Below are 25,110 nucleotides of genomic sequence, written 5' to 3' on the forward strand. Positions count from 1 at the left end.
TACAGAGTGCACGCGTCATCGTTGACGTTTTTCGCGAGCAAGCTCGCTCCTACAGAAGTCTCGGGGGGTTATAAACCCAGGAGTGTCATGCGTTCGCGGACCGACGCCTCGATACCCGCCTCGTCGAGCCCGCACTCGGCGAGCATCTGCGCCGGCTTGGCGTGTTCGACGTACACATCCGGCAAGCCCAGGTGCAGCACCGACTTGAGGATGTTCTCGCGCGCCAGGAACTCGCTGACCGCCGCACCGGCACCGCCCATGATGGCGTTTTCTTCGACCGTCACCAGCAGTTCATGGCCGGCGGCGATCTCGCGCACCAGTGCTTCATCCAGCGGTTTGACGAAACGCATGTCGACCACGGTGGCGTCGATCTTCTCGGCGACTTTCAGGGCTTCGGCCAGTTGCACGCCGAACACCAGGAACGCGGTCTTGCTGCCTTGGCGTCGCACAATGCCCTTGCCGATTTCGATCGGCGCCAGGTCTTTTTCGATCACCGCGTTCGGGCCGGTGCCGCGCGGGTAGCGCACGGCGGCCGGGCCGTTGTAGAGGTGGCCGGTGCTGAGCATCTTGCGCAGTTCGTTTTCGTCGCTCGGCGTCATCACCAGCATGCCGGGGATGCAACGCAGGTAGGACAGGTCGAAGCTGCCGGCGTGGGTCGGGCCGTCTTCGCCGACCAGTCCGGCGCGGTCGATGGCGAACAGTACGTCGAGGTGCTGCACCGCGACGTCATGCACCAACTGGTCATAAGCGCGCTGCAGGAAGGTGGAGTAGATCGCCACCACCGGCTTGGCGCCTTCGCAGGCCATGCCTGCGGCGAATGTCACCGCGTGCTGCTCAGCGATGGCGACGTCGAAGTAGCGCAGCGGGAAACGCTCGCTGAACGCCACCAGGTCGGAACCTTCCTTCATCGCCGGGGTAATCCCCACCAGGCGCGGGTCGGCGGCGGCCATGTCGCACAGCCATTCGCCGAACACACCGGAGTACTTTGGCCCGCTGGCTTTTTTCGGCGCGGCGGCGGGGGCGTCCAGGGGGTCGAGCTTGGTGATCGCGTGGTAACCGATCGGGTCGACTTCCGCCGGGGCGAAGCCTTTGCCTTTCTTGGTGACGATGTGCAGGAACTGCGGGCCTTTGAGGTCACGCATGTTGCGCAGCGTGGCGATCAGGGTCGGCAGGTCGTGGCCGTCGATGGGGCCGATGTAGTTCCAGCCCAGCTCTTCGAACAGCGTGCCGGGCACCAGCATGCCTTTGGCATATTCTTCGGTGCGGCGGGCAATTTCCCACGCGCCGGGCAAGCGCGACAGCACTTTCTTACTGCCTTCGCGCATGCTGGCGTAGGTCCGGCTGGAAAGGATCTTCGCCAGGTAGTTGGACAGGCCGCCGACATTGCGCGAGATCGACATGTCGTTGTCGTTGAGGATCACCAGCATGTTGGCGTCCACTTCCGGCGCATGGTTCAGCGCCTCGAAGGCCATGCCGGCGGTCAGCGCGCCGTCACCGATCACCGCAATCGCCTTGCGATCGCTGCCTTGCAGGCGCGAGGCAATCGCCATGCCCAGCGCGGCACTGATCGAGGTGCTGGAGTGGCCGACGCCAAAGGTGTCGTACTCGCTCTCCGAGCGACGCGGGAAGGCGGCGATGCCGTCCTTCTGGCGCAGGGTGCTCATGCGCTCGCGACGGCCGGTGAGGATTTTATGCGGATACGCCTGATGGCCTACGTCCCACACCAGCCGGTCGTCCGGGGTGTCGAACACGTAATGCAGCGCGATGGTCAGCTCGATGACGCCCAGGCCGGCACCGAAATGCCCACCGGTCTGGCCGACCGTGTAGAGCAATTCCAGGCGCAATTCATCGGCCAGGGTTACCAGCTCGGCTTCACCCAGACGACGCAGGCCGTCCGGCGTGACAGCACGGTCGAGCAGAGGCGTGGACGGGCGTTTGCGGGGAATCTCTTGAAACGTCGTGGGCATCAGGCGAATCGTTATAGGTATAGAAGAGGCGGCAGTTTACCTCAAGCATCGCAAACTGCCCACGCAGAGCACCGAACTTGACCGATATGTGGCTGTAATGGCCGCGGTTATCAGTGACGACGTTCGACGATGTACCGCGCCAGGTCTCGCAGGGGCTCGGCTGCTGCGTCGAAAGGTCGCAGGGCGGCCAGGGCCTGGTCGCGCAGTTCCAGGGCATAGGCCTTGGCGGCATCCAGCCCGAGCAGCGCAGGATAAGTCGGTTTGTCCCGTGCGATATCGGCGCCCTGGCGTTTGCCCAGGGTGGCGGTGTCACTTTCTACGTCGAGAATGTCGTCCTGCACCTGGAACGCCAGGCCGATGGCCCCGGAGTAAACCTGCAAGGCCGCCAATTGCGCGGCTTCGGCACGCCCACTGGCCAGGGCGCCCAGGTGGACGGCGGCTTCGATCAGGGCGCCGGTCTTGTGCCGATGCATGTGTTCGAGGGCCTGTTGATCGAGCTTCTGGCCCACCGAGCCGAGATCGATGGCCTGGCCACCGACCATCCCGGCGGGGCCTGCGGCGACCGCCAGGGTGGTGACCATGCGCAAGCGGATCTCGGCATTCACGCTGCTCAAACTCGGGTCGAGCAATGCGCTGAACGCCAGGCTTTGCAGGCCATCGCCGGCGAGGATCGCGCAGGCTTCGTCAAAGGCTTTATGGGTGGTCGGCTGGCCGCGACGCAGGTCATCGTCGTCCATCGCCGGCAAATCGTCATGCACCAGGGAATAGGCGTGAATCAACTCCACCGCGCAGGCCGCGCCGTTGGCCTGTTCGGCAGGCGCGCCGAGGGCTTCGCATGCCGCATAGGCCAGCAACGGGCGCACCCGCTTGCCGCCATTCATCACGCTGTAGCGCATGGCCTCGTAGAGCCGTTTCATTTCCGGGCTTGGCGCAACAAACAAGGGCTCCAGCGCCGCATTGACCCGGGCTTGGCTACTGGCCTGATACGCGTCGATCATTCGGGCTGTTCCGCATCGAAAGGTTCTTCGGCCAACTCCCCGTCGCGTTCGAGCAACACCTGGACCTTCTGCTCCGCCTGCGCCAACGCGCTCTGGCAGTCGCGGGTCAGGCCGATGCCTTGTTCAAACGCCGTCAGCGAGTCTTCCAGCGACAACTCGCCGTTCTCCAGACGCTCGACCAGGGTTTGCAGGTCGGCGAGGGATTGTTCGAAATCGAGTGCAACTTTTTTGCGGGCCATGGCGGCTATTCCGGTAGACGGTAAACCGGCGCGACACTAGCAGACATGGGGGATGGGGGCAAATGAACGGGGCGACTGAGCCGATTGCGCGGTCGCCTGTTACTGCGCCGCCGCGGCGCGCAAATAGTTATACACACTGGCCCGGGAAATCTTGAAGTAGTCGCCGACGTAGTCGACAAAGTTACGCACATCCAGCAGGCCGTGCTCCCGCGCCTGCACCAGCACCTGGATGATTTCGCTACGGCCGAAATCGGCGGGTTTCAAATGATTTTCGGCGGCGAGGGTTTCGATGATCTCATTGAGTTTTTCCCGCCAATCGCCGCTGAACAGCGATTCTGGGCGCCCCTGGGACTGCTGGCCTACGGCAAAGCCGCTGATCAGTTTCTGCACTTGGGCCAGGGCGGTCACATCGAAGTTCAGGCACAGCAAGGCGCAGGGTTCACCGTTGGCGGCACGGGCGACGAGGGAGATCGAACGCAACTGACGGCTGTTGATCCCGGTCTTTTCATACGGCCCGACGGTGTCGGGTCCGGCAGCCAACTCAGCCAGGTCAGTGATCAGCGATTCATCCCCGACCTGACGTCGGGAAAAGCCATTGGCAATGTGGGCAATACGCCCGGTGTGCAGGTCGTGTACCACGGCTTCCAGGTCCGGATAGAGCAGGGCGGCGATGCCGTCGGCGGTTGCCTTGATGAATGCGATATCGACCATGGGTTAACCGGGCACAGGAAAAAGGAACGGTGATTGTACGCAGGCGTCCGAACAGTTGTCAGTCCACGGCCTGCATGCGCTGCACCGCGAGGGTCGCCAGTGCGATGTCCTGAGCGGCCAGGCCGGTCAGGTCGGCGATGGTCAGGTCATCGTCGCGGAAACGCCCGCGTGCCTTACCGGCCAGCACATGGCCGAGGGAAACGTCGGCCTGGTCGCTGATCAAATGGGCCCGTACTGCGTGGCTCATTTCGCCATGGTCCAGGCATTGGGCACGGTCATCGGTCATGAGCACCCGTGCCCTCTGCAGCAGCAACGGGTCCAGTTCCTGTTTGCCTGGGCTGTCTGCGCCCAGGGCGACAATATGAGTGCCTTTACGCACCACGTCGGCCGGTACGATTGCCTGGGTCGACGGCGTGCAGGTAATCACCAGATTGCACTGTGCGAAAACAGCCTCAACGCTGTCGGCTGCTTGGGCTTTCAACCCAGCTTGCTGCAGTGCGTTGGCGAGGTGTTGTGCCCGCTCGGGAGAGCGTCCCCAGATCACCACACGCTCGATTCCCAGCAGTTCGCAGGCCCAGCGCGCCTGCAGTTGCGCCTGATGCCCGCTGCCGAGAATGCCTAGCGCGCTCACCCGTGCGGGCGCCCCGGCCCGTGCGGCCAAGGCACCGGCGGCGGCAGTGCGGCAACTGGTCAGCCAGCCTTCGTCGTTGAGGATGGCGCGGGTCTTGCCGGTGTGAGAATCGAACACCAGCACCAGGCCATTATTGGTCTCCAGGCCGCGGGAAGGATTCTCATAAAAGCCCATGGCCAGCTTGACCACAAACACCGAACCGTCTTTCGCGTAGCCGGACTTGATATGACAGTCCCCCGGCGGGTTTTCAAACAACAACACCCCCGGCGGCGGGGCCACGATGCGGCCGTCGGCGTGACTGATCAATGCCTGTTCCACCGCGTGCAGCATGTCTTGGCGCGACAGCGTGGCGCGCAATGCACTGAGTTCGTAAACCGCCAGTGGCACCGCGCTCATCACGCACGCTCCTGCAGGGGAACGCAGGTTTTAAGCTTGAAGTCCGAGAGTGTGGTCATGGCGCGCTCCTGAATATCAACGGGACGAAAGCGCGACACTAACCTGATTTATATTTATTGTCTAATTTGTACTTATCGTGCAATTCTGGTTTGAGTGTTTAAGCATCGCGTCAAACTCGACCAGCCCGGCCTGCATCTTCTGCAGTGCCGCCATCTGCAGCGCCAGCTCCTCCTGCTTGCGGGCAATCGCCTGGCTCGCGCGCGCCCAGGGCAGCGCGTCGCCCTGGTGCCCGTGCAAGATGGCCTGTAACTCCTTGAGCTTGAAACCCAGTTGCTGAGCACACTTGATCAACATCAGCAGCTCGACACTCTGCGCCGAATAGACCCGATACCGCCCCGCTCTCTGCGGGCTGGGAAGCAGGCCGATCGCTTCATAGTGACGAATCGCCTTGATGGTCGTGCCCGACAGTTGCGCCGCTTTGCCGATGAACATGAAAACGCCCTTTTCCAAATAATCCGCCGGCCCGCGTCAGCCAACGAGCGCGTTGCGCGGGCGTGGAACCCAGCACCGGCCCGAGCAACAAGGTCTTGGTCACCGTTATGCCGCAAAACGCCAGCGTCGTCTTGCGCATCTGATGAATGCCCGGCATGCGGTAGAACCAGCGGTAATACCATGGCGGCGTATCGAGCGTCACCAGCAAGTGTGCGGTTCGGCCATGCAGCAGCTTGTCGGGAAATGCCTTGCCTGCACGGTACTTGAAGGCGAAGCCGGGTAGGAAAACTCTATCGATAAAGCCCTTCATCAACGCCGGAATACCACCCCACCAAATCGGCAAGACAAACGCCAAATGGGTGGCCCACAGGATATCTGCCTGGGCACCGAGCAAATCGGCTTCCAGGGCTTGAATGTCGGTGTAACCGTGATGCAGCACCGGGTCGAAAGCCAGCGTGCCCAGCCGTAGGACGCGTACTTCATGGTCGGCGTTTTTGGCCGATTGGATGTAGGTGTCCGCCAGTGCCGAACAGAAACTGGTGCTGGAGGGATGGCCGAGGATGACCAGAATGCGCTGAGCCATGGGGATGAGTCCTGAAACGGGGTTGCAGGGTAGGGGCTGCCGTATAGGGGAGAGTCAAGGGGAATAGCGCGATGCGGCTTGCCCCACGTTTTGCCCGGTTACTCATAAAACCCCGGTCTCAAGTGCTTGAGATTCGTCACCGATGAACAGCGGCTGGAACGTTTTGCTTGGCACGTAGCCGGTTATTTTTTTGTCATGTGTAAGGTTTTGAGGCGCATGTTCGGTGATGTGCATATTGATGTCGTTGGCCGCCTGCCGGCGTTTGCTACCAACGCTCTGGATCAAGTGCCCCGTGGTCTGCCGGCCCTCCTGCCGGGCGACAGTCTTGGTCAAGCAATGGCGAAGTGCCAGGTCCCAGCAAACCTGTTCAATGTAATGCATGGGTTCCATCCCCTCGTGACGTGTGCGAATACTTTACCTGTATAAGTCTACATTCTAGACCTGTCGTCTATTGCTACATATCGTGTGGCTGTCGTTTAAACAAATTGGGTATACGCAAGGAAGTACGCATGACTATGGCAGAAGCAGTGTCGACAGGGGCATTGGTAGTGTTGGGGAGCATCCTGCTGGTGCTCCTGTTGCAATACTTGAGGCTGCGTGAACTCTGGAAAATGGCGCTTACCTGCCGCCGGAACGCGCGCTGGGGGCGGATCTATGAGGCTGAGAACCGGGAGTTGCGTTCTGCGCTGCGCGCTGAGAAGGCGCATATCAAGCAGTTGCAGAGGAAAGTCGGGCTTTTGCAAGGGGGGGTGACTGCGCAGGAGGAATAGGTAGAGAAGGATGTCTCGCTGATCACTTTTCAGACGAGAGCAGGAGCGTCAAAAACAATACCCGTTGGAGCCTATCCTCCCAACCGCTGCGCTTGACAGGGATAGTGGCAAAGTGCGATTGAGGCTTTAGGATTTTGGGTCCGGGGCGATAACCTTTTTTTTAGCGCGCCCTCTTTTGAGCGCCGCGTAGCGACGGAGAATAGAACAATGGCAAGTATGGAAGCTCAACTGGAAGAGCAGTTCGATAAGGAAATGGCGTCGGTCAAACGCCCGAACCTGATGATTGTTGGCGGCACCGGTGTTGGAAAGAGCAGCCTGATCAATCATATCTTCGGCAAAACGATTGCCAAGGTCGGTACCGGGCAGCCTGTCACTCGGGGCTGTCATCGCTACGAAGACGCCAACATCCCTCTGGTCATCTTTGATACCGAAGGTTATGAGGTGACGGAAGGCAAACCCTCGACAGGCAACTTTCGGGAAAAAATCATCCCGGAGATCAAACAGCGCAAGTTCAAGGCGCTGGATGAACAGATCCATCTCATTTGGTACTGCCTCAGCGTAGCCAACCACCGGGTTACTGATTTTGACCTGGACAACTTGCGATTGATTACCGGTGAACTGGATATTCCGGTGGCTGTGGTACTCACCCAGTGCGATGCCGAACCCATCGACGATGAGGGCAACGGTGAGACTTCCCGGGCGTTTCGCAACGTGCTGCGCGAGCACGGTATTCATTGTGAGGTTTTCGAGACCTGTGCAAATAACCCCAGCCACGATCCAGAGCTGAAACTGGACCTTGAAAAGTTAATCGCCTGGTCGAGTGCATCACTCAAGGACGATGCGCTACGCCAGTCCTTCGTGGCTGCCCAGATCGCGTCGCTACCAGCCAAACGCAGCGAGGCGATGACCATCATCATGACCTACAGCGGCACCACCGCCGCCAGCGCCGGACTTAACCCGGTGCCGATGTCGGACGCGTTACTCATTGTGCCTCAGCAGATGGCGATGGCGGCATCGCTGGCCAAGCTCTACGGGTTTGGCTCGATGGGTGAAATGGCCGTCAGCCTGCTCAAGGGCCAGATCCTCAGCCTGGTGGGGCGTCAGTTGGCAGCCAGCCTGACCAAGATGATCCCCGTGCTTGGGCAGATCATTAACGCCGCTGTTGCCGGGGCGATCACCGGAGCGCTTGGCTTGGCCCTGGTCGAGGTCTATGAACGCGCCGTGGACGGCTACCTGAAGACAGGCAAGTCACCGGACTGGGCTCGCCTCTTTTCTAACGAGCAGTTCATGCAGGCGTTCAAGATTGCGCTGGGAAAATGGGGCAATCAAAAAGCTTGAAGCCACTTGGCGCACTCTGAAGGCCGTGGCGAGAGACAGATCTGTTTCTAGGCAGGCCTTCATCCCCCTTCAGCGGTTCAGGGTTTAGAGAGACATGGATCAGTTCGCGATCAACATCATCGTGCTGGGTAAAAGCGGCGTCGGCAAAAGCAGCTTCTGCAACTATCTTTTTGACCAGGTGGGTTTGTTTGAGACGGGAAGTGGCAAGCCCGTCACCTCCTGGGAGAAAAATTTTCAGTCGCACACCTTCGAGCACCAGGGGCACCTGTTGAATGTGTTCGACAGCGTTGGCCTGGAAGCTGACAACTATGAGCGATGGCTCCAACAGTTCGACCGTTTCATGCAGCAACATCGTGCGCGCCCGATGGAGCCGGAAACCTGGATTCATGGCGCCTTCTATGTGATCAACGCCAGCTCCGCACGGCTGGAACCGGTGGATGTGAATCTGATCAAACGGCTCGGACTGGATGCCAGGATTCCCCTGCAAGTCATCCTGACCAATGCCGACGTTGCGGGCGATAAGGTCGAGGCCCTCCAGCGAGAAATTCACCAACTATGCCCGGGTGTATCGGTGACGCCGCTGTGTTCGGTATCGGTACGTAGGCGTGGTGGTCAGTCGACGCAAGCCTTTGGTCGCGATGAAGTGCTTTCGCTCTACCTGGAACAGTCGCATGCCTTTCTCAGCAAGCGCCTGGCTGCGATGAGCTGCTTGAACTTCAAAGGTGTGCTTCGCCAAATGCGCGATACGGTCGTTGCCAAGATCGAAAAGGCAGACCTCAGCATCTTTAGAATCGCGGACCTCGATCTGGATACGGAAATCGAGTTGCCCGATTTTGATGAGGTGTTTTCCGATCTGAAAGGCTTCGATGACTACCTCTCATCCTTTGGCTTCATGGGGGACTGGGAGACCAGCGATGAGCTGGAAAACGCAGTGACCCGTGTGTTTGACGACTTCCAGCGAGAGATGGAGGGGCGCTTCAAAGAGATCGAAGACGGGTTCGAGTCCGATAGCCTCCTGCGCAAGGTGGGCGCGCTCTATGAGGCGGCAAAAATCATCCTGACCCTTAAATCGACCATGATTGAATGGCTGGATGACGGTTTTGGCCGTGTCCACGCAGAACTCGACAGGCTCTTCGTCAAATATGCCGAGGACGACAACTTCTTCGCCAGTCATCTAACGGGACGCGTCTTCATCAGGCCCAAACTGTTCGGCATTTTCTAAGCACGGGCTGCATCAGCGCTATTTAAGGAAGAGCATTAACCATGGGCTTCGATTCGATTTATGCGGTGCTGCCAGACCACGCGGCCGAGATAAGCCGCTTGCAGTACTTGTTGGCTGACGCACGGCTGCCGGTGGTTTCGGTGATCGGCAAATACAACCATGGCAAGAGCTCCTTGCTCAACGCCCTCGTGGAGCGCGAGCAGTTCGCTGTGTCGGATGCTCGGGAAACCACCGTATTGAGCTACTTCGAGCCTGAACGCCTGAGTTGAACCTGTCCTCTTATCGTGACGCCGCTCATGCTGGGCGGCTGCTTTTTTTTTTGCAAAGGAATGACGCGGCATGAATCGAATGTTTGTAAGCCCTTGGTTGTCGGTATCCCCCAACGGCCCGGTGACCTGTGCTCACCCCCGCGCACATGACTATGTTCATTTACGCCAAGGCGAAATGGATGGTGCCTGTGGACCTTACTGCGTGGCGATGACCTTGATCGCATTGGGCGTTATGTCCCGCGAGCAGGCTCAATCACTCGACAGTTACGATGGCCGAACCCGACTGGGTCGCTTTCGCGAAAGCCTACTGGCCTTCGGCGCCCTGGTGTCGGAAGGCACCGACGATTTCGATGTGAGCTGGCTGGTTGATGTGTTCAAGCACGCCGGGGTTGTGACCGAAGTGCTGGATGCAGCGCCGCGACGACAGACGACCATCCGCAATATTGCCGACGCCGTCGACAACCGCAAAATCCCGATCGTCTGTGTCGATTGGGACGACGGCCTGGCGGCGCATTGGCTGCTAGTTATCGGCTATCAGGGTTACCAGGCAAACGATGACGATGAATTACAAATCACCCACCTGCTGTGCCTCGACCCCACCAGTGACGCCCCACGGGTGTCACTCTGGAATGCAGTGATCGAAGTCTTCACCGAGGAGGGTAAATCGGTGAACGAAGGTCGTTACTACTGCCAGCACTGGGGCCCCAACGCCGCGCCGACGGCCTGCCGAATTGCTCAGAGTGTTTTGGTGGGGCTCGATAAAAAAGCCGAGTCCAACTATTTCTACTGAGTAAAGTGCGGGCGCCGCACCGTCCATCGCAGCACCTAACGAAGCAAGCCTGCTTTTTCAAGCAGGCTTATCGTTGACGGCAGTTTTCTTACTTCTGCTGCGCCGTCAGCGCCGCATAACCATTCATCAAGTTGCGATAGTTCGGAATACGCTGGGACAACAGATTGCCCAGGCCTTCGATATCGTTGCGCCAGTCGCGATGCAGCTCACACGCCACCGAAAACCAGTTCATCATCTGCGCACCGGCCTGCGTCATCCGGCTCCACGCCGCCTGTTGCACCGTGGTATTGAAGGTGCCCGAAGCATCCGTCACCACAAATACATCAAACCCCTCCGCCAGCGCCGACAACGTCGGGAACGCCACGCACACGTCCGTCACCACACCGGCAATGATGATCTGCTTACGCCCGGTGGCCTTGATCGCCTTGACGAAGTCTTCGTTGTCCCACGCATTGATCTGGCCAGGGCGAGCGATGTACGGCGCGTCCGGGAACATCTCCTTCAACTCCGGCACCAGCGGGCCGTTAGGGCCTTGCTCGAAGCTGGTGGTGAGGATCGTCGGCAGGTTGAAGAACTTGGCCAGGTCCGCCAGGGCCAGCACGTTGTTCTTGAACTCGTTGGGCGAGAAGTCCTGCACCAGGGAGATCAGACCGGTCTGGTGGTCGACCAGCAGGACTACAGCGTCGTCTTTGTTCAAGCGGTTGTAGGTTGGCGTGCTCATGGTTGAATCCTTTTTTGTTTAAGTGGGTTGGGCGTTGCGTTCAACATGGGCACAGATTAATGGGTGGGACGTGGGGGATAAATCGGCTGGGAGGCGTCTTACTGTCAACTTAAAAGGGACAATTGGTTGAGCTACCCGCAGTATCGGTCCTTTTCACTTGCGGGATGTTTCCTAGAGAACTCCAGGAGCGGTATGAGGATGTTCTTCAAAAGAGCGGGCGTCAGTGCTCTGCGTGATTAACGGTGTTCTATTCGAGCTCCACCTTTTTCAGGTGAAGCCAGGCTGTACTCACCTTCATCACAATGACCCCCAACAGCAGTAAGCCGGTGAGCGTCATGGCGAGCCCTTGCAGCAAGATGTTTGCCGGTACCTTATCGGCCACGACGCCTGTCAGCATGACCGAAACAAGAAAGGCCGCGCCTGTGCCGGTATCCAGCAATGCAATCACACGGGCATAGAAATCCCCAGCAACCTGCTGATAGATGCGCAACAGGCTCAGGGTAATGACCAGCCCCTCCGCCAGCCCCGTCACAGCCACCAACGGCAATGCCAAACCGAGGCTGTCGACTTTCGATACAACCCAGATAGAGGCACATATCAGGGTCAGACTGATCAACATCCATGCGCCATATTGCTGCCCGACACGGGGCCATGACGACAAAGCAAGTCCAGCCAGCATGCCGACACCATAGGCGCCGAACAGCAACCCGACATCGGCCGGTGGACGCTCCAGCACCTGGACCACATAGACAAGCGCAAGAATCTCAAAACTGCCAAGGGCCAGCATCACCAGCATACTGGCCGTCATGGGCAGTATCAGGCTGGTTCCATAGCGTGAAACCGCCGTGCGCAAATCGCGCCAGATACCTACTTCATCGGCCTGCTCCCGCTTGACATGGGACGAGGGCAACAACACACACAAGACACTGGCGATGAGCAGCAGCACGCCAATTACCACAACCGCCACCCCATGCCCGTAGTGGCTGGCCAGCACGCCAGCCAACAGCGTACCGATGGCCATCCCTGACATGCGCGCGGCCATGATGATGGCGTTGGCAGCGGGTAGCCTATCTGCCGAAACCAGGCTGGGTAACAAGGCACTGGCACCCGGCACGAAGAACCGGTTGCATGTCGCCGCCAGGGCAGCAATGGCAAGGATCGGGATAAGCTGCCCACGCATCGCCGGCAGCAAGAGTGCCAGGATGATGAACAGACGCGCCACACAGGCCCAGACCAGTACCCGTTTGAGATCGGTGCGATCGGCCACTGCACCGGCCCATGCGCCGAACAGCAGCATCGGGATCAACTCGCATATGACCAGCAACATGATGTTGAACGCCGACTGGGTCAGATCGAATACCACGATCTGCAGCAGTACGATCAGCATCCAATCCGCCACCGAAATCACCCATTGCAGACCGGTCAAGAGCAAAAGACCGGCGCCATGTTTGTGTAGCAGCCGCTTCACCGCTGGTCTTCCACAGTCAGGTTTTCCTGCGCGAGCTTGTCCTGGTCGTGCTTGAGCACAAATCGATGCAGGATCATGCGAAGCAGTCGTCCGAGCCACTTGGGATTGGCTTGCATCCAGGCGTAACAGGCTTGCAGGCGACAGCCCATTTCGACTTTGCCCTGCTCGTTGGAAATACCAAAGTTAATGCTGCGCAGTCCTTTGCCGATGGCGTGGCGAACGATGTGGTAGCCCATGGCGCGGTGGATGGACAGGCGACTCGTTGCCTCCAGATCCACGCCGCAATAGGTGGATTCCAGATGGTCGCCCAGAACAAAACAGAGGTCGAACGCATCAATGCGTCCTTCCTTGCGCAGCAGCAACCACACCGCATGGTCGAGCTGGCTCATTTGCAGAAAGAAATCTTCGGTGACCATGATCTGGTCAGGCGAGTGATGTTTGCGATACAGCTGTAACCATAAGGCGTGCAAGCGCTGCGCTTCATCAGTCGACAGTGCCTGACCCTCGCGAATGTCGAGACAGTAGCCTGCCTTTTCAAGCGACCGCAGATCACGGCGTATGCTTTTGCGCTTGGGGTGCTGCTCCAGATACTGCTCAAAGTCTGTCCAGGGCAGCTCCAAATGCGCGCAGCTGTAGAGCTTGTCGAGCGCCTGCTTGTGGAGGTAATCGGATGTCGGAAAATCCCGCCCGACGAACAGTCGGACGCCGCGCTTGATTGACGCCCGCTCCAGCGCAGCCACCAGACCATATCGCAGGCTTATGGAATTCGCAGTCACCGCTAACATCAGCGGCAACCCCGTATTGACCGGCGTTCCCAGGGTTGTGACGCGCAATGACATCCCATATGGCAGATGAATCCGCCATAGGGTGGCTACAGCAGCGCCGACCAGTTCACCGTTTGAAATGGCCAGCGCATAAAGGTACTGGCATTCCAGGCCGCTGGCCTCCAGGGCAGCCATATACTCATGGCTGCAAAACTGATGAGGCTTGCACAGTTGATTCCAGGACGTTCGGTCAATCGTCGCAATCGAGTCCTTGATTTCAATATGTTCCGCCGCCCAAGTGGTGTCATTTGTGCTGGCCGGCAAGCCGACCCGCACCACCTGTTCCATGCGTGTCATATGCGACTTCCTGACCTAGTTCGCTGCCGCTAGCAGGCTCTCGCCCAATCGACTGGATGAATCATCGCAACCGAGCAGATTTTCCAGGCTTTGGGCAAACCTCTCGATTTCCGCGTCGGTGTGGTGCCGGTGCAGGATCAGCCGTATCAGTGCCTGATTGGGCTTGACCGCCGGATAGCGGAAGATCGGTACGCAGAAGCCTTGTTGCTCCAACTGCTCCCGAACTTGCTCGGCCTTGCTGTCCTTGCCGATCAACACGGAGGTGATGTAAGACGGTGTGCTATTGAGCTGCAGGCCACCGTCAAGCAATCGCAGGCGAAACGCCAGGCTTCTGCGCAGGAAGTCATCCATGATGGAAGGGTCGCGCTTGAGGCGCTCGATGATGGATGCCGCTGCGTCTGCCGTTGGCGGTTGAATGGCGGCTGTGAAGATCGACGTTCCACTCAGTACTTCAAAGGCGTCGATGTACTCCGCGTTGGCGCTGATCGCACCGCCTTCCAGGCCTACTGATTTCGATAATGAGATCATGATGAAATCGGCGCGGCGAAGGTGCTGGAACTCTTCGTAGAAATTGCGCTGCGGCTCGCCATACACCATGAAGCCATTGGCGTCGTCGATATAGCTCAGGGCATTGAATCGTTCACACAGATCCAGGATCGTACCGATAGGCGCCACGCTTCCGTCGGAGGAGTAGACACTTTCGAAAACCACAATGGCCTTTCGATCTCCGATATTTTGCAGAACACGCTCAAGGTCGGCCACATCGTTATGCTTGAACGACAGCAGCGATTCGCCGTACTTAAGGTGCGCGGCGGCTTTCCAGAGACTCCAGTGGCAATCACGGTCAAAGATCAGCACGGCATCGCGGTTGTCAATGCCGCTGCTGGGGGAGAAATTGAACTTCGCTGTCATGGCATTGATGAAGCCAAGGTTGGCCAGCATGCCTGAGGCAAACGTGAGTGTTTTGTCTTTGCCATGATGCTCGCTGAGCAACGTTTCCAATCGGAAATGTGGCTCGCAGACACCCTGCGTCGCCCGCGACCCACCGGTGGAAAGCCCATAGCGTTTGACCGACTCACAGAACGCATCGAGCACTTGCGGGTCCTGTTGCCAGCCGAGGTAGTTGATCCCCGAAAAATTCACATACGGCAGGCCATTGCGCGTGATGCGCGAACCAGACATTCCTTCCATCAGGACCGGCTCGCGCAGGAACCCTTCTGACACCGACGACTCAACGAAGCGCTGAAAACCCCAGCGATCCACATTTGGTGATATTTCCATATGTCCCTCCTCCATTCATCCTGATTGCCAACACTTGATAGAACTTGACAAATTGCAAAAAATAAGCTTGTCGATTTTGTTTCAAGTGGTAGCGTTTAGTCGTCTCAACGATTTACGGCCGCATTCAGAAGCGCAATTATCGTTGCACCGAAATATCAAGTAACGATCAACAAGCCATCAAGATCGCATGAAGGAGTGACCTGTGAGTTTAGGACGAGTACTGATCGTCGAGGATGATTTCGATGGGGCTGAAGTACTGGAGGCCTATCTTGGCCGGGATGGATTCCAGACGCGACATGCAGCAGATGGCCATAAAGCCTTGGACTACCACGCGCGTTGGCGGCCGGATCTGGTGCTGCTGGACATCATGTTGCCGGGACTCAGCGGCAACGAGGTTTTGACTGCCATTCGCCAACACTCAGCGACCCCAGTCATTATGGTGACCGCTGTTGGGCACGAACCCAGCCGCATCAACTCCCTGCTGTACGGTGCTGATGACTATGTGGTCAAACCCTACAACCCAGGGGAAGTGGTTGCTCGCGTGCATGCGGTGCTGCGGCGTTGGCGTGGGGGTGGCCAGGGTCAGTCGACCTTGCTACGGCATAATCACTTGGTCATTGATTTGAATGCGGCACTGGCGACCATTGAAATCAATGGCACCAATCAACCCCTGGAGTTGACGCGCACCGAGTTCAATCTACTGTCCATGATGATGGCCGCGCCATCGCGCATGTACACACGTGCCGAGCTGCTCGCCAACTGCCTGCCCGAAAGTGATGCGATGGAGCGAGTGGTCGATGCCCACCTGTACAACCTGCGACGCAAGCTGGAGCGAGTAGGCATTCACGATGTCGTTCTGACGGTGCGGGGGCTGGGGTATCGCTTCAGCAATCCGGCATGAGCACGGCAAAGAACGGACTCTCCCGCCAACTCTGGTACTGGATCAGCCTGCGCATGATCGGCCTGGCACTGGCGGCCATGCTGGTGGTGGGGGCTGGCATGTGGTTACGCTTCTTCTCGTGGGAAACCAAACTGCGAAACGCACTGCCCGAGGCCGTGCGCCAGGAACTCAAGGTCCTGGAAGTCGACCATGCCGCCAATGCCGAGCGCCTGCGTGAAATCTATGGGCAATACCTCTATGGCGATTACTTCACGCCAGAGGTCCTCCGGGCGGATCTGCTGTGGTTCAGCGGGCTGGCGCTGATTGCGCTCCCCCTGATTATCGGCGGCGGCATCTGGGTCTCGTTGCGCCTGTCGCGCCAACTCAGCGCCGTTGCGATCTCGGCAATGCACATCGCTGGCGGAGACTTCCGGTCACGAGCAGGCAACGTGCGCGATGCCCCCGCAGCGCTGTATAGCCTGATGGCCGATTTCAACCACATGGCTGAGCGCCTGGAGCGGCAGGAGCGGGAATTACAGGCATCCAGCGCCGCCATCGCCCACGAGCTGCGCACGCCCCTCACCGCTGCCAAGGGGCGGCTACAGGGTCTGATCGATGGCGTATTCGAGGCCTCGCCGCAACAGTTGGTCATGATCATGCGACAGCTTGATCAGCTCAATCGGCTCATTGATGATCTGTACTTATTGTCGCTGGCCACAGCCGACCAGTTGCAGCTGATGCCCTCAAGCTTTGCACTCAAGTCCCTGATGGAAGAGCGAGTGGCTTGGGCGGCACCACGCTTGCAACAGCAACCGGTGAACATCGTCCTCGACTGTCCGGACGGTTTGATGTTGATCGCCGATCGCGACCGCTTAGGCCAGGTACTGTCGATCCTGCTCGACAATGCCCTGTGCTACGCAGCATCCGGGGGGTATCTGGCGCTGCGGGCCAGCAAGCGGCAAGACCGGGTGCTGCTCGACGTCGAGGATGCTGGCCCGGGCTTCGCACCGGAGCATATCGAGCGCTCGTGCGACCGTTTCTGGCGTGCCGAACATTCGCGCTCTCGCCATGCAGGCGGCAGCGGGCTGGGGCTGTCGGTGGCAGTCGCTATCTGCCAAGCCCATAGTGGCAAGTTGAGTGTCCATAATCGTGCCGAGGGCGGCGGTCGCATCCATATCGAGTTGCCAGGCTGACTCAAGGCGAAGGCTGCGCCAGCCTGAAAGCGGGCGCAGGCAAAACCTGGTCCGTTGTCCTTGACGAAGTCTTCACCGTTTCTTGGCGCGACCTTGAATCGAAGGCGGCTCACTACCGGGGTACTGAACCTCAAAGGATGAACCGCCATGAGCAAGCCCGTTTCTCGATACAAACACAAGCAACACATGACCAGCGCTGTCTCGGTTTTCATTACCGGCAGCCTCTGCTTGCTGATGCCGCTGAAAAGCCAGGCCCAGCAGCAAGTCGCTGACGTATCCACCCGCTTGTTTGGCGAAAAAACCGAGGTCACGGTGGGACTGGGTGCCGCCTATACCCCTCGCTATCTGGGCGCAAAACAATCGCGAGCCATGCTGGTGCCGACACTGAGTATTTATCGCGGCATTTTCTTTGCCGATTCCATGCGCGGCCTTGGCGCGGAATACCTGACTCAGAGCGGGTTTTACTCCAGCGTGGCAATCGGCTACGACTTTGGCCGTACTGATGAAGACAGCGTTTGGCGCCCTGGCTCCAAGCGACTCCAGGGGATGGGTGAAGTCACAGGCGCGACCACTGCCACGTTTCAGCTGGCACAGGATCTGACCTCCTGGCTGTCGATCAAGGGTGAAGCAGAGCTGCGCGTTGCTGGTTATAAGCGTGGTAATCGTTACCGGTTGGGCCTGGAAAGCACCGTACTGAAAACGGCAGGTGATGTGATTACCCTTGGCATGAACGTGCATGCCGGGGATAAGCGCTACAACCGCACCTACTTCGGGGTGAGCGATGCCCAGGCCCAGGCTTCCCGGTTCTCTCGTTTCGATGCCGACTCCGGCGTCTATGCCTACTCGTTGTCAGCGGACTGGCAACATAAATTCAATCAGCATTGGGCGATGTTGGTCGGGTTGAATGTCATGGAGTTCCGCGAAGAGGCGAACAAAAGTCCTGTGGTGGAAGAAAAAACCGGCGTCACCAGTTTTGCCTCATTGCACTATTCATTCTGAGGCGAATAGACATCCACCGTGCGCTTACGTAGACAGCTCATCCCGGCGCGGAGGCCAGGGTGCCGGAAACTGATTTGGTTGGCCTGCACCGTGGCGGCAGTCTTGTTATTGGTGGCGGGCGCTTGGCTGCTCATGAGCGAGCCGCCCATTTCAGTGCTGACGACACCGCTACAGCCTCCAAAATAATCTCAGACGCTCAAGGCAAGGTTGCGCCGTGGGCGTCTGTTCCGCAGACCGGTATTTGGCCGCACTTGATGAAATCTTGATTAAACCTTGAAAGACGATTGACGCGTGAAGAGCACACTTCCCTCCATGCCTCCTCTGGATCGGAAACTTCACGCCATGTCACGACAGTGCAATGCAGCATTTGTGGTGGTGCTGCTATCAGGCTGCACTACGCTAATACCGCCGTATACAACCCCCGACAACAGCACCTTGCCTGCGCATTACCAGCAAAGGAGCGGTAAAAAGTCCGAGGATGCCGCACTAACCTCGGCGGCCGATAAAACCTGGCAGAGCTATTTTCCAGATCCTCATCTACAGGCTTTGATCCGCCAGGCGCTGCTTCACAACCACGACCTGCGCAGTGCCGCTTTGCGGGTTCGGCAAGCACAGGCGGCCTACCGCATCGAGCGCAGCGCCCTGACGCCCACGGTTGCCCTGGGAGTCGATGCGAAACGCTCGCGCACGCCTGCGGATCTGACGGAAATCGGTCAGACCTCGACGGGCAACGAATTCAAGGCAGGTGTGGGTATCAGCAGTTGGGAGATCGACTTCTGGGGACGTATCACCAGCCTGAACGAAGAAGCCTTGCAGCAATTCCTGGCGACCCAGGCCGGGCATCAGGCAGTGACGATCAGCCTGGTGGCGCAGGTGGCCGACGCCTGGATTAGCCTTCGCGAGCTGGATAAGCGCCTGCACCTGGCTAATGTCGCTCAGGCCAACCAGAGCGAATCGCTGCGCATCTTCACACGTCGGTTCGAGATGGGGTCAGTGACCAAGCTGGAACTGACCCAGGTGCAGACGCTGCTGACCCAGGCCGAGGCATTGACGCTGCAACTGCAACAGCAACGTGACCTGCAACACAATGCCGTGAATCTGCTGGTCGGACAGGTTGACCTCGTCGATGCCAACTACAGGCCTGTCGCCGATCAGACCCTGGTCCAGCCCCTGGATGCCGGCCTGCCATCCGACCTGCTGATCAACCGCCCGGACATCGTCGCAGCAGAGCATCGCCTGCGTGCCGCCAATGCCCATATCGGCGCGGCCCGCGCGGCCTTCTTCCCGCGCATTAGCTTGACCGCTTTCGGCGGCCTGGCCAGCGCAGAACTGAGTGACTTATTCAGCGCAAGCAGCCGTGCCTGGAACTTCGCGCCAAGCCTGTCGTTGCCGGTCTTCGATGGCGGACTGAACCAGGCCAACCTGGATTTGGCGAATGTGCGCAAACACCTTGCCGTCGTTGAGTACGAGCAAACCATCCAGAGCGCCTTTCGCGACGTAGCGGATGCCCTGGCCAAGCAGCACTGGCTGCAACAGCAACTATCAGTGCAGCAGCAAGCCGTCGAGATCCAGGAGGAACGCAGTCGGCTGGCGCTCCTGAGCCATGACCGTGGCCGCTCCAGTTTCCTGGAGGTGCTTGACGCCGAACGTGATCGTCTGCAGGCCCAGCAACAAGAGGTACAAGCGCAACACGCACTGCTACGCAACCGGGTGGCGCTGTATGCCGCACTGGGTGGCGGCTCACGGCATGTGCCGAACGCCCCGTTACTCGACCAGCCGTCATCCACCCTGTTTTCAGATATTGCAGAGGAATAACCCAGCCATGAGCGCCTCCATCAAGAAGAAAATCACCGCAGTTGCCATCGTGGCGGCCATTGCCGGTGCGACCTGGATCGGCTGGGACTGGTTCGATCAACGCGCTGTGCCGGACGGTCTGATGGTCAGCAATGGACGCATTGAAGCCACGGAGGTGGACGTGGCCGCCAAATTTAGTGGGCGCGTCGCGCAGATCCTGGCCGATGAAGGTGACGAGGTGCAGGCTGGGCAGGTGTTGGCACACATGCATATCGATTCGCTGCTGGCCCAGATGCGCGAGGCCCAGGCGCAATTGCAGCGGGCAGAACATGCCGTGAAGGCCACTCAGGCGCAGGTGAGCATGCGCCGCAGCGAGCAGGCCGCCGCCGAGGCTGTCGTGGTTCAGCGCCATACGGAACTGAATGCCGCCCAGCGTCGACTGGTACGCACCGAGGTATTGGTCAAGGACGGCGCCACAACAGGCCAGGAGTTGGACGATGACCGCGCCAGAGTGGCGAATACCGGCGCTGCGCTCAATGCCGCGCGCGCGCAGGCTAACGCCGCCAGATCGGCCATCGAAGCCAGCGACGCCGAAGTCACCGGCGCAACATCGACCGTCGCGGCAGCGCAGGCCACGGTCGAGCGCATCCAGTCCGAGTTGGACGACAGCACTCTCAAGGCCCCGCGCAGTGGCCGCGTGCAGTATCGCCTGGCCCAGCCCGGCGAAATGCTCAGCGATGGCGGCAAGGTGCTTAACCTGATCGACCTGTCAGATGTCTACATGAGCTTCTTCTTGCCCACCGAAGCCGCCGGGCAAGTGGCCCTGGGCAGTGAAGTGCGCGTTGTGCTGGACACCGCGCCGCACTTGCCGATACCCGCCACGGTCACCTTTGTCTCGCGCCAGGCCCAGTTCACCCCCAAATTCGTGGAGACAGCCAATGAGCGGCAGAAGCTGATGTTCCGGGTCAAGGCTCGGATCGACAAAGCATTGCTGAGCAAGTACCAGGATTATGTAAAGTCCGGCCTGCCCGGCGTTGCCTGGATCAGGACCGCTCCTCAGGCCCAATGGCCTGAAGCCTTGCAGCTTAGGGACTTGCCATGAACAGCCTCGCTGAGCCCGTGGTTCGCCTGCGGGACGTAAGCCTGCACTACGGCAAGACCCAGGCGCTGTCGGGCATCACCCAGGACATCCCTGGCGGTTGCATGGTAGGGCTGATCGGCCCGGATGGCGTAGGGAAGTCCAGTCTGCTGTCGTTGCTCTCCGGCGCGCGTCGGGTACAGCAAGGCACAGTAGAGGTGCTGGGCGCCGACATCGCCAGCAAGGCCCACCGCGACCAGATCTGCCCGCGTATTGCCTACATGCCCCAAGGCCTGGGCAAGAACCTGTACCCCACACTGTCAGTGGAAGAAAACCTGCAGTTCATCGCACGGTTGTTCAGTCAAAACGCCAGCGAACGGCGCCGACGCATCGACGATTTGACCCGTAGCACCGGCATGTATCCATTTCTTGCGCGACCCGCCGGGAAGCTTTCGGGGGGCATGAAGCAGAAACTGAGCCTGTGCTGCGCTCTGATCCATGATCCCGACCTGCTGATCCTCGACGAACCCACTACGGGTGTCGATCCGCTGGCGCGCGCGCAGTTCTGGGAACTGATCGCCCGTATCCGTCGCCAGCGAGTCGGCATGAGTGTGATCGTCGCCACCGCCTACATGGATGAAGCACAAGGCTTTGACTGGCTGGCAGTCATGGACGAAGGTCGGGTACGGGCCACCGGCACGCCTGCCGAACTGCTGGCACGCACCCATTGCGATTCGTTGGAATCGGCCTTCATCAGTTTGCTGCCGGACGAGAAAAAGCAAGACCATGAGCCCGTGGTCATTCCTCCCTTGCAGACCGACCCGGATGATATCGCCATCCAAGCCCAGGGGCTGACAATGCGCTTTGGCGACTTCACGGCTGTGGATCACGTGAGCTTTCGCATCCGTCGCGGAGAAATCTTCGGGTTTCTCGGCTCCAACGGCTGCGGCAAGAGCACTACGATGAAAATGCTCACCGGCCTGCTACCCGCCAGCGAAGGCCGTGCCTGGCTGTTCGGCAAGGAGATCGACTCTCACGACCTTGCCACACGCAGTCGCGTAGGCTACATGTCGCAATCGTTCTCGCTCTATAACGAATTGACGGTAAAGCAGAACCTGGTCCTGCATGCCAAACTATTCCATGTGCCCGCCACAGAGATCGACGCTCGCGTGCAGCAAATGGCCGGGCGTTTTGAATTGCTGGACGTCATGGATAGCCTGCCGCCTAGCATCCCCATGGGCATGCGCCAGCGCCTATCGCTGGCCGTGGCGATGGTTCACAAGCCCGAACTGCTTATTCTGGACGAGCCGACTTCGGGCGTCGATCCGGTGGCGCGCGACAAGTTCTGGCGCTTGTTGGTGCAACTGTCGCGGCGCGACCATGTGACCATCTTCATCTCCACCCACTTCATGAACGAGGCCGAGCGCTGCGACCGCATGTCGATGATGCATGCGGGCAAGGTGCTCGACAGTGATGCGCCAATGCAGTTGGTGGAAAAACGCGGTGCCGCCAGCCTGGAAGAGGCCTTTATCGGTTATCTGATCGAGGCCGATAACAATGCCGCGCATGTGCCGGATGAGAGCGCTCCCACACAGCACGGCACGGCCGCAACAGCAGCCGAACAGGCTCAGTCGTTCAGCCTGCAGCGTCTACTCAGCTACGCCTGGCGCGAGTCGCTGGAACTGCGGCGCGATCCGGTACGCGCCACACTGGCGCTACTGGGATCGCTGCTGCTGATGTTTGTTATCGGCTATGGCATCAGCACTGACGTCAATGACCTGCGCTACGCCGTGCTTGACCGTGATCAGACCGGCCTGAGCCATGACTACACCCTGGCGCTCTCCGGTTCGCCGTATTTTCTTGAGCGCCCGCCGTTGCACAGTTACGCAGAACTGGACCGACGCATGCAGACCGGCGAACTGAGTCTGGTCATCGAGATCCCGTCCGGCTTTGCCCGCGACGCGACGCTGGGGCACAACGCCCAGGTCGGTGCCTGGATCAACGGCGCCATGCCCAGCCGCGCCGAAACCGTGCAAGGCTATGTGCAGGGCATGCACCTGCTCTGGCTCACGCAAAAATCCCAGCGATTGAACGGCAAAACCTACACCAACCCGGTCGAAGTGCAGACGCGCTTTCGCTACAACCCGGACATCAAGAGCCTGCCCGCCATCGTCCCGGCGGTGGTGCCATTGCTGCTGTTGATGCTGCCGGCGATGCTGACCGCGCTAGCCGTGGTGCGCGAGAAGGAACTGGGCGCGATCATCAACTTCTACGTCACCCCTGTCACCCGCACCGAGTTCCTGCTTGGCAAGCAACTGCCCTATGTGGCGCTGGGAATGCTGAACTTCCTGTTGATGAGCGTGCTGGCGGTGACCGTACTGGACGTGCCCATGAAGGGCAGCTTTGCCACCCTGGCGCTGGCCACCCTGGTGTTTCTGGTGATCTCCACCGGCATGGGGCTGGTCGCATCGGCCGTCACGCGCAGTCAGATCGCCGCGATGTTCGCTGCGCTGATCGGCACGCTGGTGCCTGCCACCCAGTTCGCCGGGCTGACTACACCCGTTTCCTCGTTGGAGGGCATCGGCAAGCTGATCGGCGAAGCCTACCCGGCCACCCACATGTTTCTCATCAGCCGTGGCGTATTCGCGAAGGCTTTGGGGCTGGCTGATCTGCAGCAGTCCTTCATTGCTTTGTTGGTGGCCCTACCGCTGGTGATGGGTCTGGCGATTGCGATGCTGCACAAACAGGAGCGCTGAGATGAAACGCACTTTTTCCAATATCTGGCAACTGGGCGTCAAGGAGCTTCGCAGTCTGTGGCGCGATCCGGTCATGCTGCTGCTGATCGTCTTCAGCTTCACGGCGATGGTCTACACGGCCGCCTCGGCCATTCCAGATACCCTGAACAACGCACCGATCGCCTTCGTCGACGAAGATGATTCGCCCCTGTCGCAGCGCATCGCCACCGCTTTCTACCCGCCTCAGTTCACGCAACCAGAGCACATCAGTGTTGCCGAGATGGACGCCGGTCTGGACTCCGGCCGCTATACCTTCGTGCTGTACATGCCGCCCAACCTACAGCGCGATGTTCTGGCGGGTCGTCCCGCGCAGGTGCAGCTCAACGTCGATGCCACACGCATGGATCAAGCCTTCAGCGGCAGCGCCTATGTCGAGCAGATCGTTACCGATGAGGTCAAGACCTTCGTGCAGCGTTATCGCGGCAATTCGGCCCCGTCGGTGGAACTGGCGCTGCGCGCACGTTTCAACCCGGCGTTGGACAAGACTTGGTTCAGCAGCCTGCTGCAGATCATCGACAACATCACCATGCTGGCGATCATTCTGACCGGAGCCGCGCTGATCCGCGAACGTGAGCACGGCACTATCGAACACCTGTTGGTGATGCCGGTCACCCCCACGCAGATCATGCTGGCCAAGGTCCTGGCGATGGGCACGGTGGTGCTGGTGGCGGCGGCGTTGTCGTTGCAGTTCGTGGTACGCGGGTTGCTCGCCGTACCCATCGAAGGCTCGATCTGGCTGTTCCTGGTCGGCGCCGCGCTGAGCTTGTTCGCCAACACCGCCCTGGGCATCTATCTGGCCACCGTGGCCCGCAGCATGCCGCAGTTCGGCCTGTTGCTGATGCTGGTGCTGTTGCCGTTGATCCTGCTCTCCGGCGGCGCCACTCCGCGCGAAAGCATGCCCACGCTGGTGCAGTACCTGATGCTGGCCGCACCCACCACCCACTTGGTGCAGTTGGGAGAAGGCGTGCTGTACCGCGGCGCGGGGCTGGACGTGGTGTGGGTTCAACTTCTTGCGCTACTACTCATCGGCAGCGTGCTGTTCGCACTTTCGTTGCAGCGTTTTCGCCGGATGCTTGCGCAGATGGATGGAGGCTGATCCTCGCCCATCACATCGCCGGATGAGGTTAGGTGGCGTTAAACCCCATTGGACAGAGAAATACCTTATGGCCTCTGAATAGAGACGCTATCAGTTGATTTCTCAGAATGGATAGGCTTGTTTCGGACAATTAAAAAGCCGGCTTGTGGTTTAATGCCGATCAGTTAAGCCTTCTCGCTTGACCTTTGGCCGCAAAAAATCAAAATCCGATGCCTACACTGGCATCGGATTTTTTTATGCGTCTCGCTCGGGCACTGGAACTGACCCACAACATCGCC

General features: G+C 59.4%; 23 protein-coding genes and 1 pseudogene. 12 read left to right on the plus strand and 12 right to left on the minus strand.

What is annotated here, in order from left to right:
• Positions 1–68: 68 nt before the first annotated feature.
• The 8 genes and pseudogenes from dxs to TU80_RS23305 all read right to left on the minus strand — a co-directional run.
• Positions 69–1,967 carry a 1-deoxy-D-xylulose-5-phosphate synthase gene (dxs, locus tag TU80_RS23270; protein WP_046381896.1) on the minus strand — a complete coding sequence of 633 codons (1,899 nt, stop codon included), beginning with the start codon at positions 1,965–1,967 and terminating at the stop codon, positions 69–71.
• Positions 1,968–2,077: 110 nt separating this feature from the next.
• Entirely contained in the window at positions 2,078–2,965 is an 888-nt protein-coding gene (gene ispA, locus TU80_RS23275; RefSeq protein WP_017849569.1) for a (2E,6E)-farnesyl diphosphate synthase, read from the minus strand.
• A complete protein-coding gene (locus tag TU80_RS23280; protein WP_003176346.1) occupies positions 2,962–3,204 on the minus strand; it encodes an exodeoxyribonuclease VII small subunit in 243 nt (80 codons plus the stop codon). The genes ispA and TU80_RS23280 overlap by 4 nt, the downstream gene beginning before the upstream one ends.
• Positions 3,205–3,303: 99 nt before the next feature.
• Complete coding sequence (locus tag TU80_RS23285; RefSeq protein ID WP_017849568.1) at positions 3,304–3,915, minus strand: helix-turn-helix transcriptional regulator; 612 nt, start codon at positions 3,913–3,915, stop codon at positions 3,304–3,306.
• Positions 3,916–3,973: 58 nt separating this feature from the next.
• Positions 3,974–4,942 carry a Rossmann-fold NAD(P)-binding domain-containing protein gene (locus tag TU80_RS23290; RefSeq protein ID WP_057005483.1) on the minus strand — a complete coding sequence of 323 codons (969 nt, stop codon included), beginning with the start codon at positions 4,940–4,942 and terminating at the stop codon, positions 3,974–3,976.
• 120 nt (positions 4,943–5,062) lie between these two features.
• The gene (locus tag TU80_RS23295) at positions 5,063–5,434 is read right to left on the minus strand and encodes a MerR family transcriptional regulator (RefSeq protein ID WP_057005484.1); all 372 of its coding nucleotides are present in this window, start codon (positions 5,432–5,434) and stop codon (positions 5,063–5,065) included.
• Positions 5,373–6,017, minus strand: coding sequence for an NAD(P)H-dependent oxidoreductase (locus tag TU80_RS23300; protein ID WP_046381898.1), 645 nt, complete (start codon positions 6,015–6,017; stop codon positions 5,373–5,375). Before TU80_RS23300 ends, TU80_RS23295 begins: the two co-directional genes overlap by 62 nt.
• A 123-nt stretch (positions 6,018–6,140) precedes the next feature.
• Positions 6,141–6,407 (minus strand): annotated as a pseudogene (locus TU80_RS23305) (BrxR family helix-turn-helix transcriptional regulator); the annotation flags it as partial.
• 119 nt (positions 6,408–6,526) lie between these two features.
• Here TU80_RS23305 and TU80_RS23310 point away from each other — a divergent pair.
• The 5 genes from TU80_RS23310 (at position 6,527) to TU80_RS23330 (ending at position 10,406) form a co-directional block, all read left to right on the plus strand.
• Positions 6,527–6,787 (plus strand): hypothetical protein, encoded by a 261-nt coding sequence (locus tag TU80_RS23310; protein WP_046381900.1) that lies wholly within the window; start codon positions 6,527–6,529, stop codon positions 6,785–6,787.
• A gap of 207 nt (positions 6,788–6,994) precedes the next feature.
• Positions 6,995–8,125, plus strand: a complete 1,131-nt coding sequence (locus TU80_RS23315; RefSeq protein WP_082643882.1) for a YcjF family protein — start codon at positions 6,995–6,997, stop codon at positions 8,123–8,125.
• A gap of 94 nt (positions 8,126–8,219) precedes the next feature.
• Positions 8,220–9,347 carry a GTPase gene (locus tag TU80_RS23320; RefSeq protein WP_057005487.1) on the plus strand — a complete coding sequence of 376 codons (1,128 nt, stop codon included), beginning with the start codon at positions 8,220–8,222 and terminating at the stop codon, positions 9,345–9,347.
• 41 nt (positions 9,348–9,388) lie between these two features.
• Entirely contained in the window at positions 9,389–9,616 is a 228-nt protein-coding gene (locus TU80_RS23325; RefSeq protein WP_057005488.1) for a GTPase, read from the plus strand.
• Positions 9,617–9,686: 70 nt separating this feature from the next.
• The gene (locus TU80_RS23330; RefSeq protein WP_046381904.1) at positions 9,687–10,406 is read left to right on the plus strand and encodes a hypothetical protein; all 720 of its coding nucleotides are present in this window, start codon (positions 9,687–9,689) and stop codon (positions 10,404–10,406) included.
• A gap of 88 nt (positions 10,407–10,494) precedes the next feature.
• On the opposite strand, the gene ycaC is transcribed toward TU80_RS23330, so the two are convergent.
• From ycaC to TU80_RS23350, 4 genes are all read right to left on the minus strand, one after another.
• On the minus strand, positions 10,495–11,127 hold the full coding sequence (gene ycaC / locus TU80_RS23335; RefSeq protein ID WP_046381905.1) for an isochorismate family cysteine hydrolase YcaC: 633 nt from the start codon (positions 11,125–11,127) through the stop codon (positions 10,495–10,497).
• A gap of 247 nt (positions 11,128–11,374) precedes the next feature.
• On the minus strand, positions 11,375–12,595 hold the full coding sequence (locus TU80_RS23340) for an MFS transporter (RefSeq protein WP_057005489.1): 1,221 nt from the start codon (positions 12,593–12,595) through the stop codon (positions 11,375–11,377).
• Entirely contained in the window at positions 12,592–13,716 is a 1,125-nt protein-coding gene (locus tag TU80_RS23345) for a GNAT family N-acetyltransferase (RefSeq protein ID WP_057005490.1), read from the minus strand. Before TU80_RS23345 ends, TU80_RS23340 begins: the two co-directional genes overlap by 4 nt.
• 15 nt (positions 13,717–13,731) lie before the next feature.
• Positions 13,732–15,012, minus strand: a complete 1,281-nt coding sequence (locus tag TU80_RS23350) for an aminotransferase class I/II-fold pyridoxal phosphate-dependent enzyme (RefSeq protein WP_211271287.1) — start codon at positions 15,010–15,012, stop codon at positions 13,732–13,734.
• Between the two features lie 187 nt (positions 15,013–15,199).
• Between TU80_RS23350 and TU80_RS23355 the strand changes: the two genes are divergently transcribed.
• The 7 genes from TU80_RS23355 to TU80_RS23385 all read left to right on the plus strand — a co-directional run bounded on the left by TU80_RS23355 (position 15,200) and on the right by TU80_RS23385 (position 24,832).
• Positions 15,200–15,898 carry a response regulator gene (locus TU80_RS23355; RefSeq protein ID WP_046381909.1) on the plus strand — a complete coding sequence of 233 codons (699 nt, stop codon included), beginning with the start codon at positions 15,200–15,202 and terminating at the stop codon, positions 15,896–15,898.
• Positions 15,895–17,070 (plus strand): sensor histidine kinase, encoded by a 1,176-nt coding sequence (locus TU80_RS23360; RefSeq protein ID WP_046381910.1) that lies wholly within the window; start codon positions 15,895–15,897, stop codon positions 17,068–17,070. The genes TU80_RS23355 and TU80_RS23360 overlap by 4 nt, the downstream gene beginning before the upstream one ends.
• A 147-nt stretch (positions 17,071–17,217) precedes the next feature.
• Entirely contained in the window at positions 17,218–18,069 is an 852-nt protein-coding gene (locus tag TU80_RS23365; protein ID WP_052735746.1) for a MipA/OmpV family protein, read from the plus strand.
• A 342-nt stretch (positions 18,070–18,411) separates the two neighbouring features.
• On the plus strand, positions 18,412–19,884 hold the full coding sequence (locus TU80_RS23370) for an efflux transporter outer membrane subunit (RefSeq protein ID WP_057005491.1): 1,473 nt from the start codon (positions 18,412–18,414) through the stop codon (positions 19,882–19,884).
• Between the two features lie 7 nt (positions 19,885–19,891).
• Positions 19,892–20,965, plus strand: a complete 1,074-nt coding sequence (locus tag TU80_RS23375; RefSeq protein ID WP_057005492.1) for an HlyD family secretion protein — start codon at positions 19,892–19,894, stop codon at positions 20,963–20,965.
• Entirely contained in the window at positions 20,962–23,697 is a 2,736-nt protein-coding gene (gene rbbA, locus TU80_RS23380) for a ribosome-associated ATPase/putative transporter RbbA (protein ID WP_057005493.1), read from the plus strand. Before TU80_RS23375 ends, rbbA begins: the two co-directional genes overlap by 4 nt.
• A gap of 1 nt (position 23,698) precedes the next feature.
• Positions 23,699–24,832, plus strand: coding sequence for an ABC transporter permease (locus TU80_RS23385; RefSeq protein WP_046381914.1), 1,134 nt, complete (start codon positions 23,699–23,701; stop codon positions 24,830–24,832).
• The last annotated feature ends 278 nt before the right edge of the window (positions 24,833–25,110 follow it).

Origin of the sequence: Pseudomonas veronii (assembly GCF_001439695.1) — a bacterium.
Lineage (GTDB): Bacteria > Pseudomonadota > Gammaproteobacteria > Pseudomonadales > Pseudomonadaceae > Aquipseudomonas > Aquipseudomonas veronii.

Excerpts from the sequence above, each read along its gene's own strand:
- dxs (WP_046381896.1), bottom strand. The coding sequence starts at position 1,967 with ATGCCCACGACGTTTCAAGAGATTCCCCGCAAACGCCCGTCCACGCCT.
- ispA (WP_017849569.1), bottom strand. The coding sequence starts at position 2,965 with ATGATCGACGCGTATCAGGCCAGTAGCCAAGCCCGGGTCAATGCGGCG.
- TU80_RS23280 (WP_003176346.1), bottom strand. The coding sequence starts at position 3,204 with ATGGCCCGCAAAAAAGTTGCACTCGATTTCGAACAATCCCTCGCCGAC.
- TU80_RS23285 (WP_017849568.1), bottom strand. The coding sequence starts at position 3,915 with ATGGTCGATATCGCATTCATCAAGGCAACCGCCGACGGCATCGCCGCC.
- TU80_RS23290 (WP_057005483.1), bottom strand. The coding sequence starts at position 4,942 with ATGAGCGCGGTGCCACTGGCGGTTTACGAACTCAGTGCATTGCGCGCC.
- TU80_RS23295 (WP_057005484.1), bottom strand. The coding sequence starts at position 5,434 with ATGTTCATCGGCAAAGCGGCGCAACTGTCGGGCACGACCATCAAGGCG.
- TU80_RS23300 (WP_046381898.1), bottom strand. The coding sequence starts at position 6,017 with ATGGCTCAGCGCATTCTGGTCATCCTCGGCCATCCCTCCAGCACCAGT.
- TU80_RS23310 (WP_046381900.1), top strand. The coding sequence starts at position 6,527 with ATGACTATGGCAGAAGCAGTGTCGACAGGGGCATTGGTAGTGTTGGGG.
- TU80_RS23315 (WP_082643882.1), top strand. The coding sequence starts at position 6,995 with ATGGCAAGTATGGAAGCTCAACTGGAAGAGCAGTTCGATAAGGAAATG.
- TU80_RS23320 (WP_057005487.1), top strand. The coding sequence starts at position 8,220 with ATGGATCAGTTCGCGATCAACATCATCGTGCTGGGTAAAAGCGGCGTC.
- TU80_RS23325 (WP_057005488.1), top strand. The coding sequence starts at position 9,389 with ATGGGCTTCGATTCGATTTATGCGGTGCTGCCAGACCACGCGGCCGAG.
- TU80_RS23330 (WP_046381904.1), top strand. The coding sequence starts at position 9,687 with ATGAATCGAATGTTTGTAAGCCCTTGGTTGTCGGTATCCCCCAACGGC.
- ycaC (WP_046381905.1), bottom strand. The coding sequence starts at position 11,127 with ATGAGCACGCCAACCTACAACCGCTTGAACAAAGACGACGCTGTAGTC.
- TU80_RS23345 (WP_057005490.1), bottom strand. The coding sequence starts at position 13,716 with ATGACACGCATGGAACAGGTGGTGCGGGTCGGCTTGCCGGCCAGCACA.
- TU80_RS23350 (WP_211271287.1), bottom strand. The coding sequence starts at position 15,012 with ATGGAGGAGGGACATATGGAAATATCACCAAATGTGGATCGCTGGGGT.
- TU80_RS23360 (WP_046381910.1), top strand. The coding sequence starts at position 15,895 with ATGAGCACGGCAAAGAACGGACTCTCCCGCCAACTCTGGTACTGGATC.
- TU80_RS23365 (WP_052735746.1), top strand. The coding sequence starts at position 17,218 with ATGAGCAAGCCCGTTTCTCGATACAAACACAAGCAACACATGACCAGC.
- TU80_RS23370 (WP_057005491.1), top strand. The coding sequence starts at position 18,412 with ATGTCACGACAGTGCAATGCAGCATTTGTGGTGGTGCTGCTATCAGGC.
- TU80_RS23375 (WP_057005492.1), top strand. The coding sequence starts at position 19,892 with ATGAGCGCCTCCATCAAGAAGAAAATCACCGCAGTTGCCATCGTGGCG.
- rbbA (WP_057005493.1), top strand. The coding sequence starts at position 20,962 with ATGAACAGCCTCGCTGAGCCCGTGGTTCGCCTGCGGGACGTAAGCCTG.
- TU80_RS23385 (WP_046381914.1), top strand. The coding sequence starts at position 23,699 with ATGAAACGCACTTTTTCCAATATCTGGCAACTGGGCGTCAAGGAGCTT.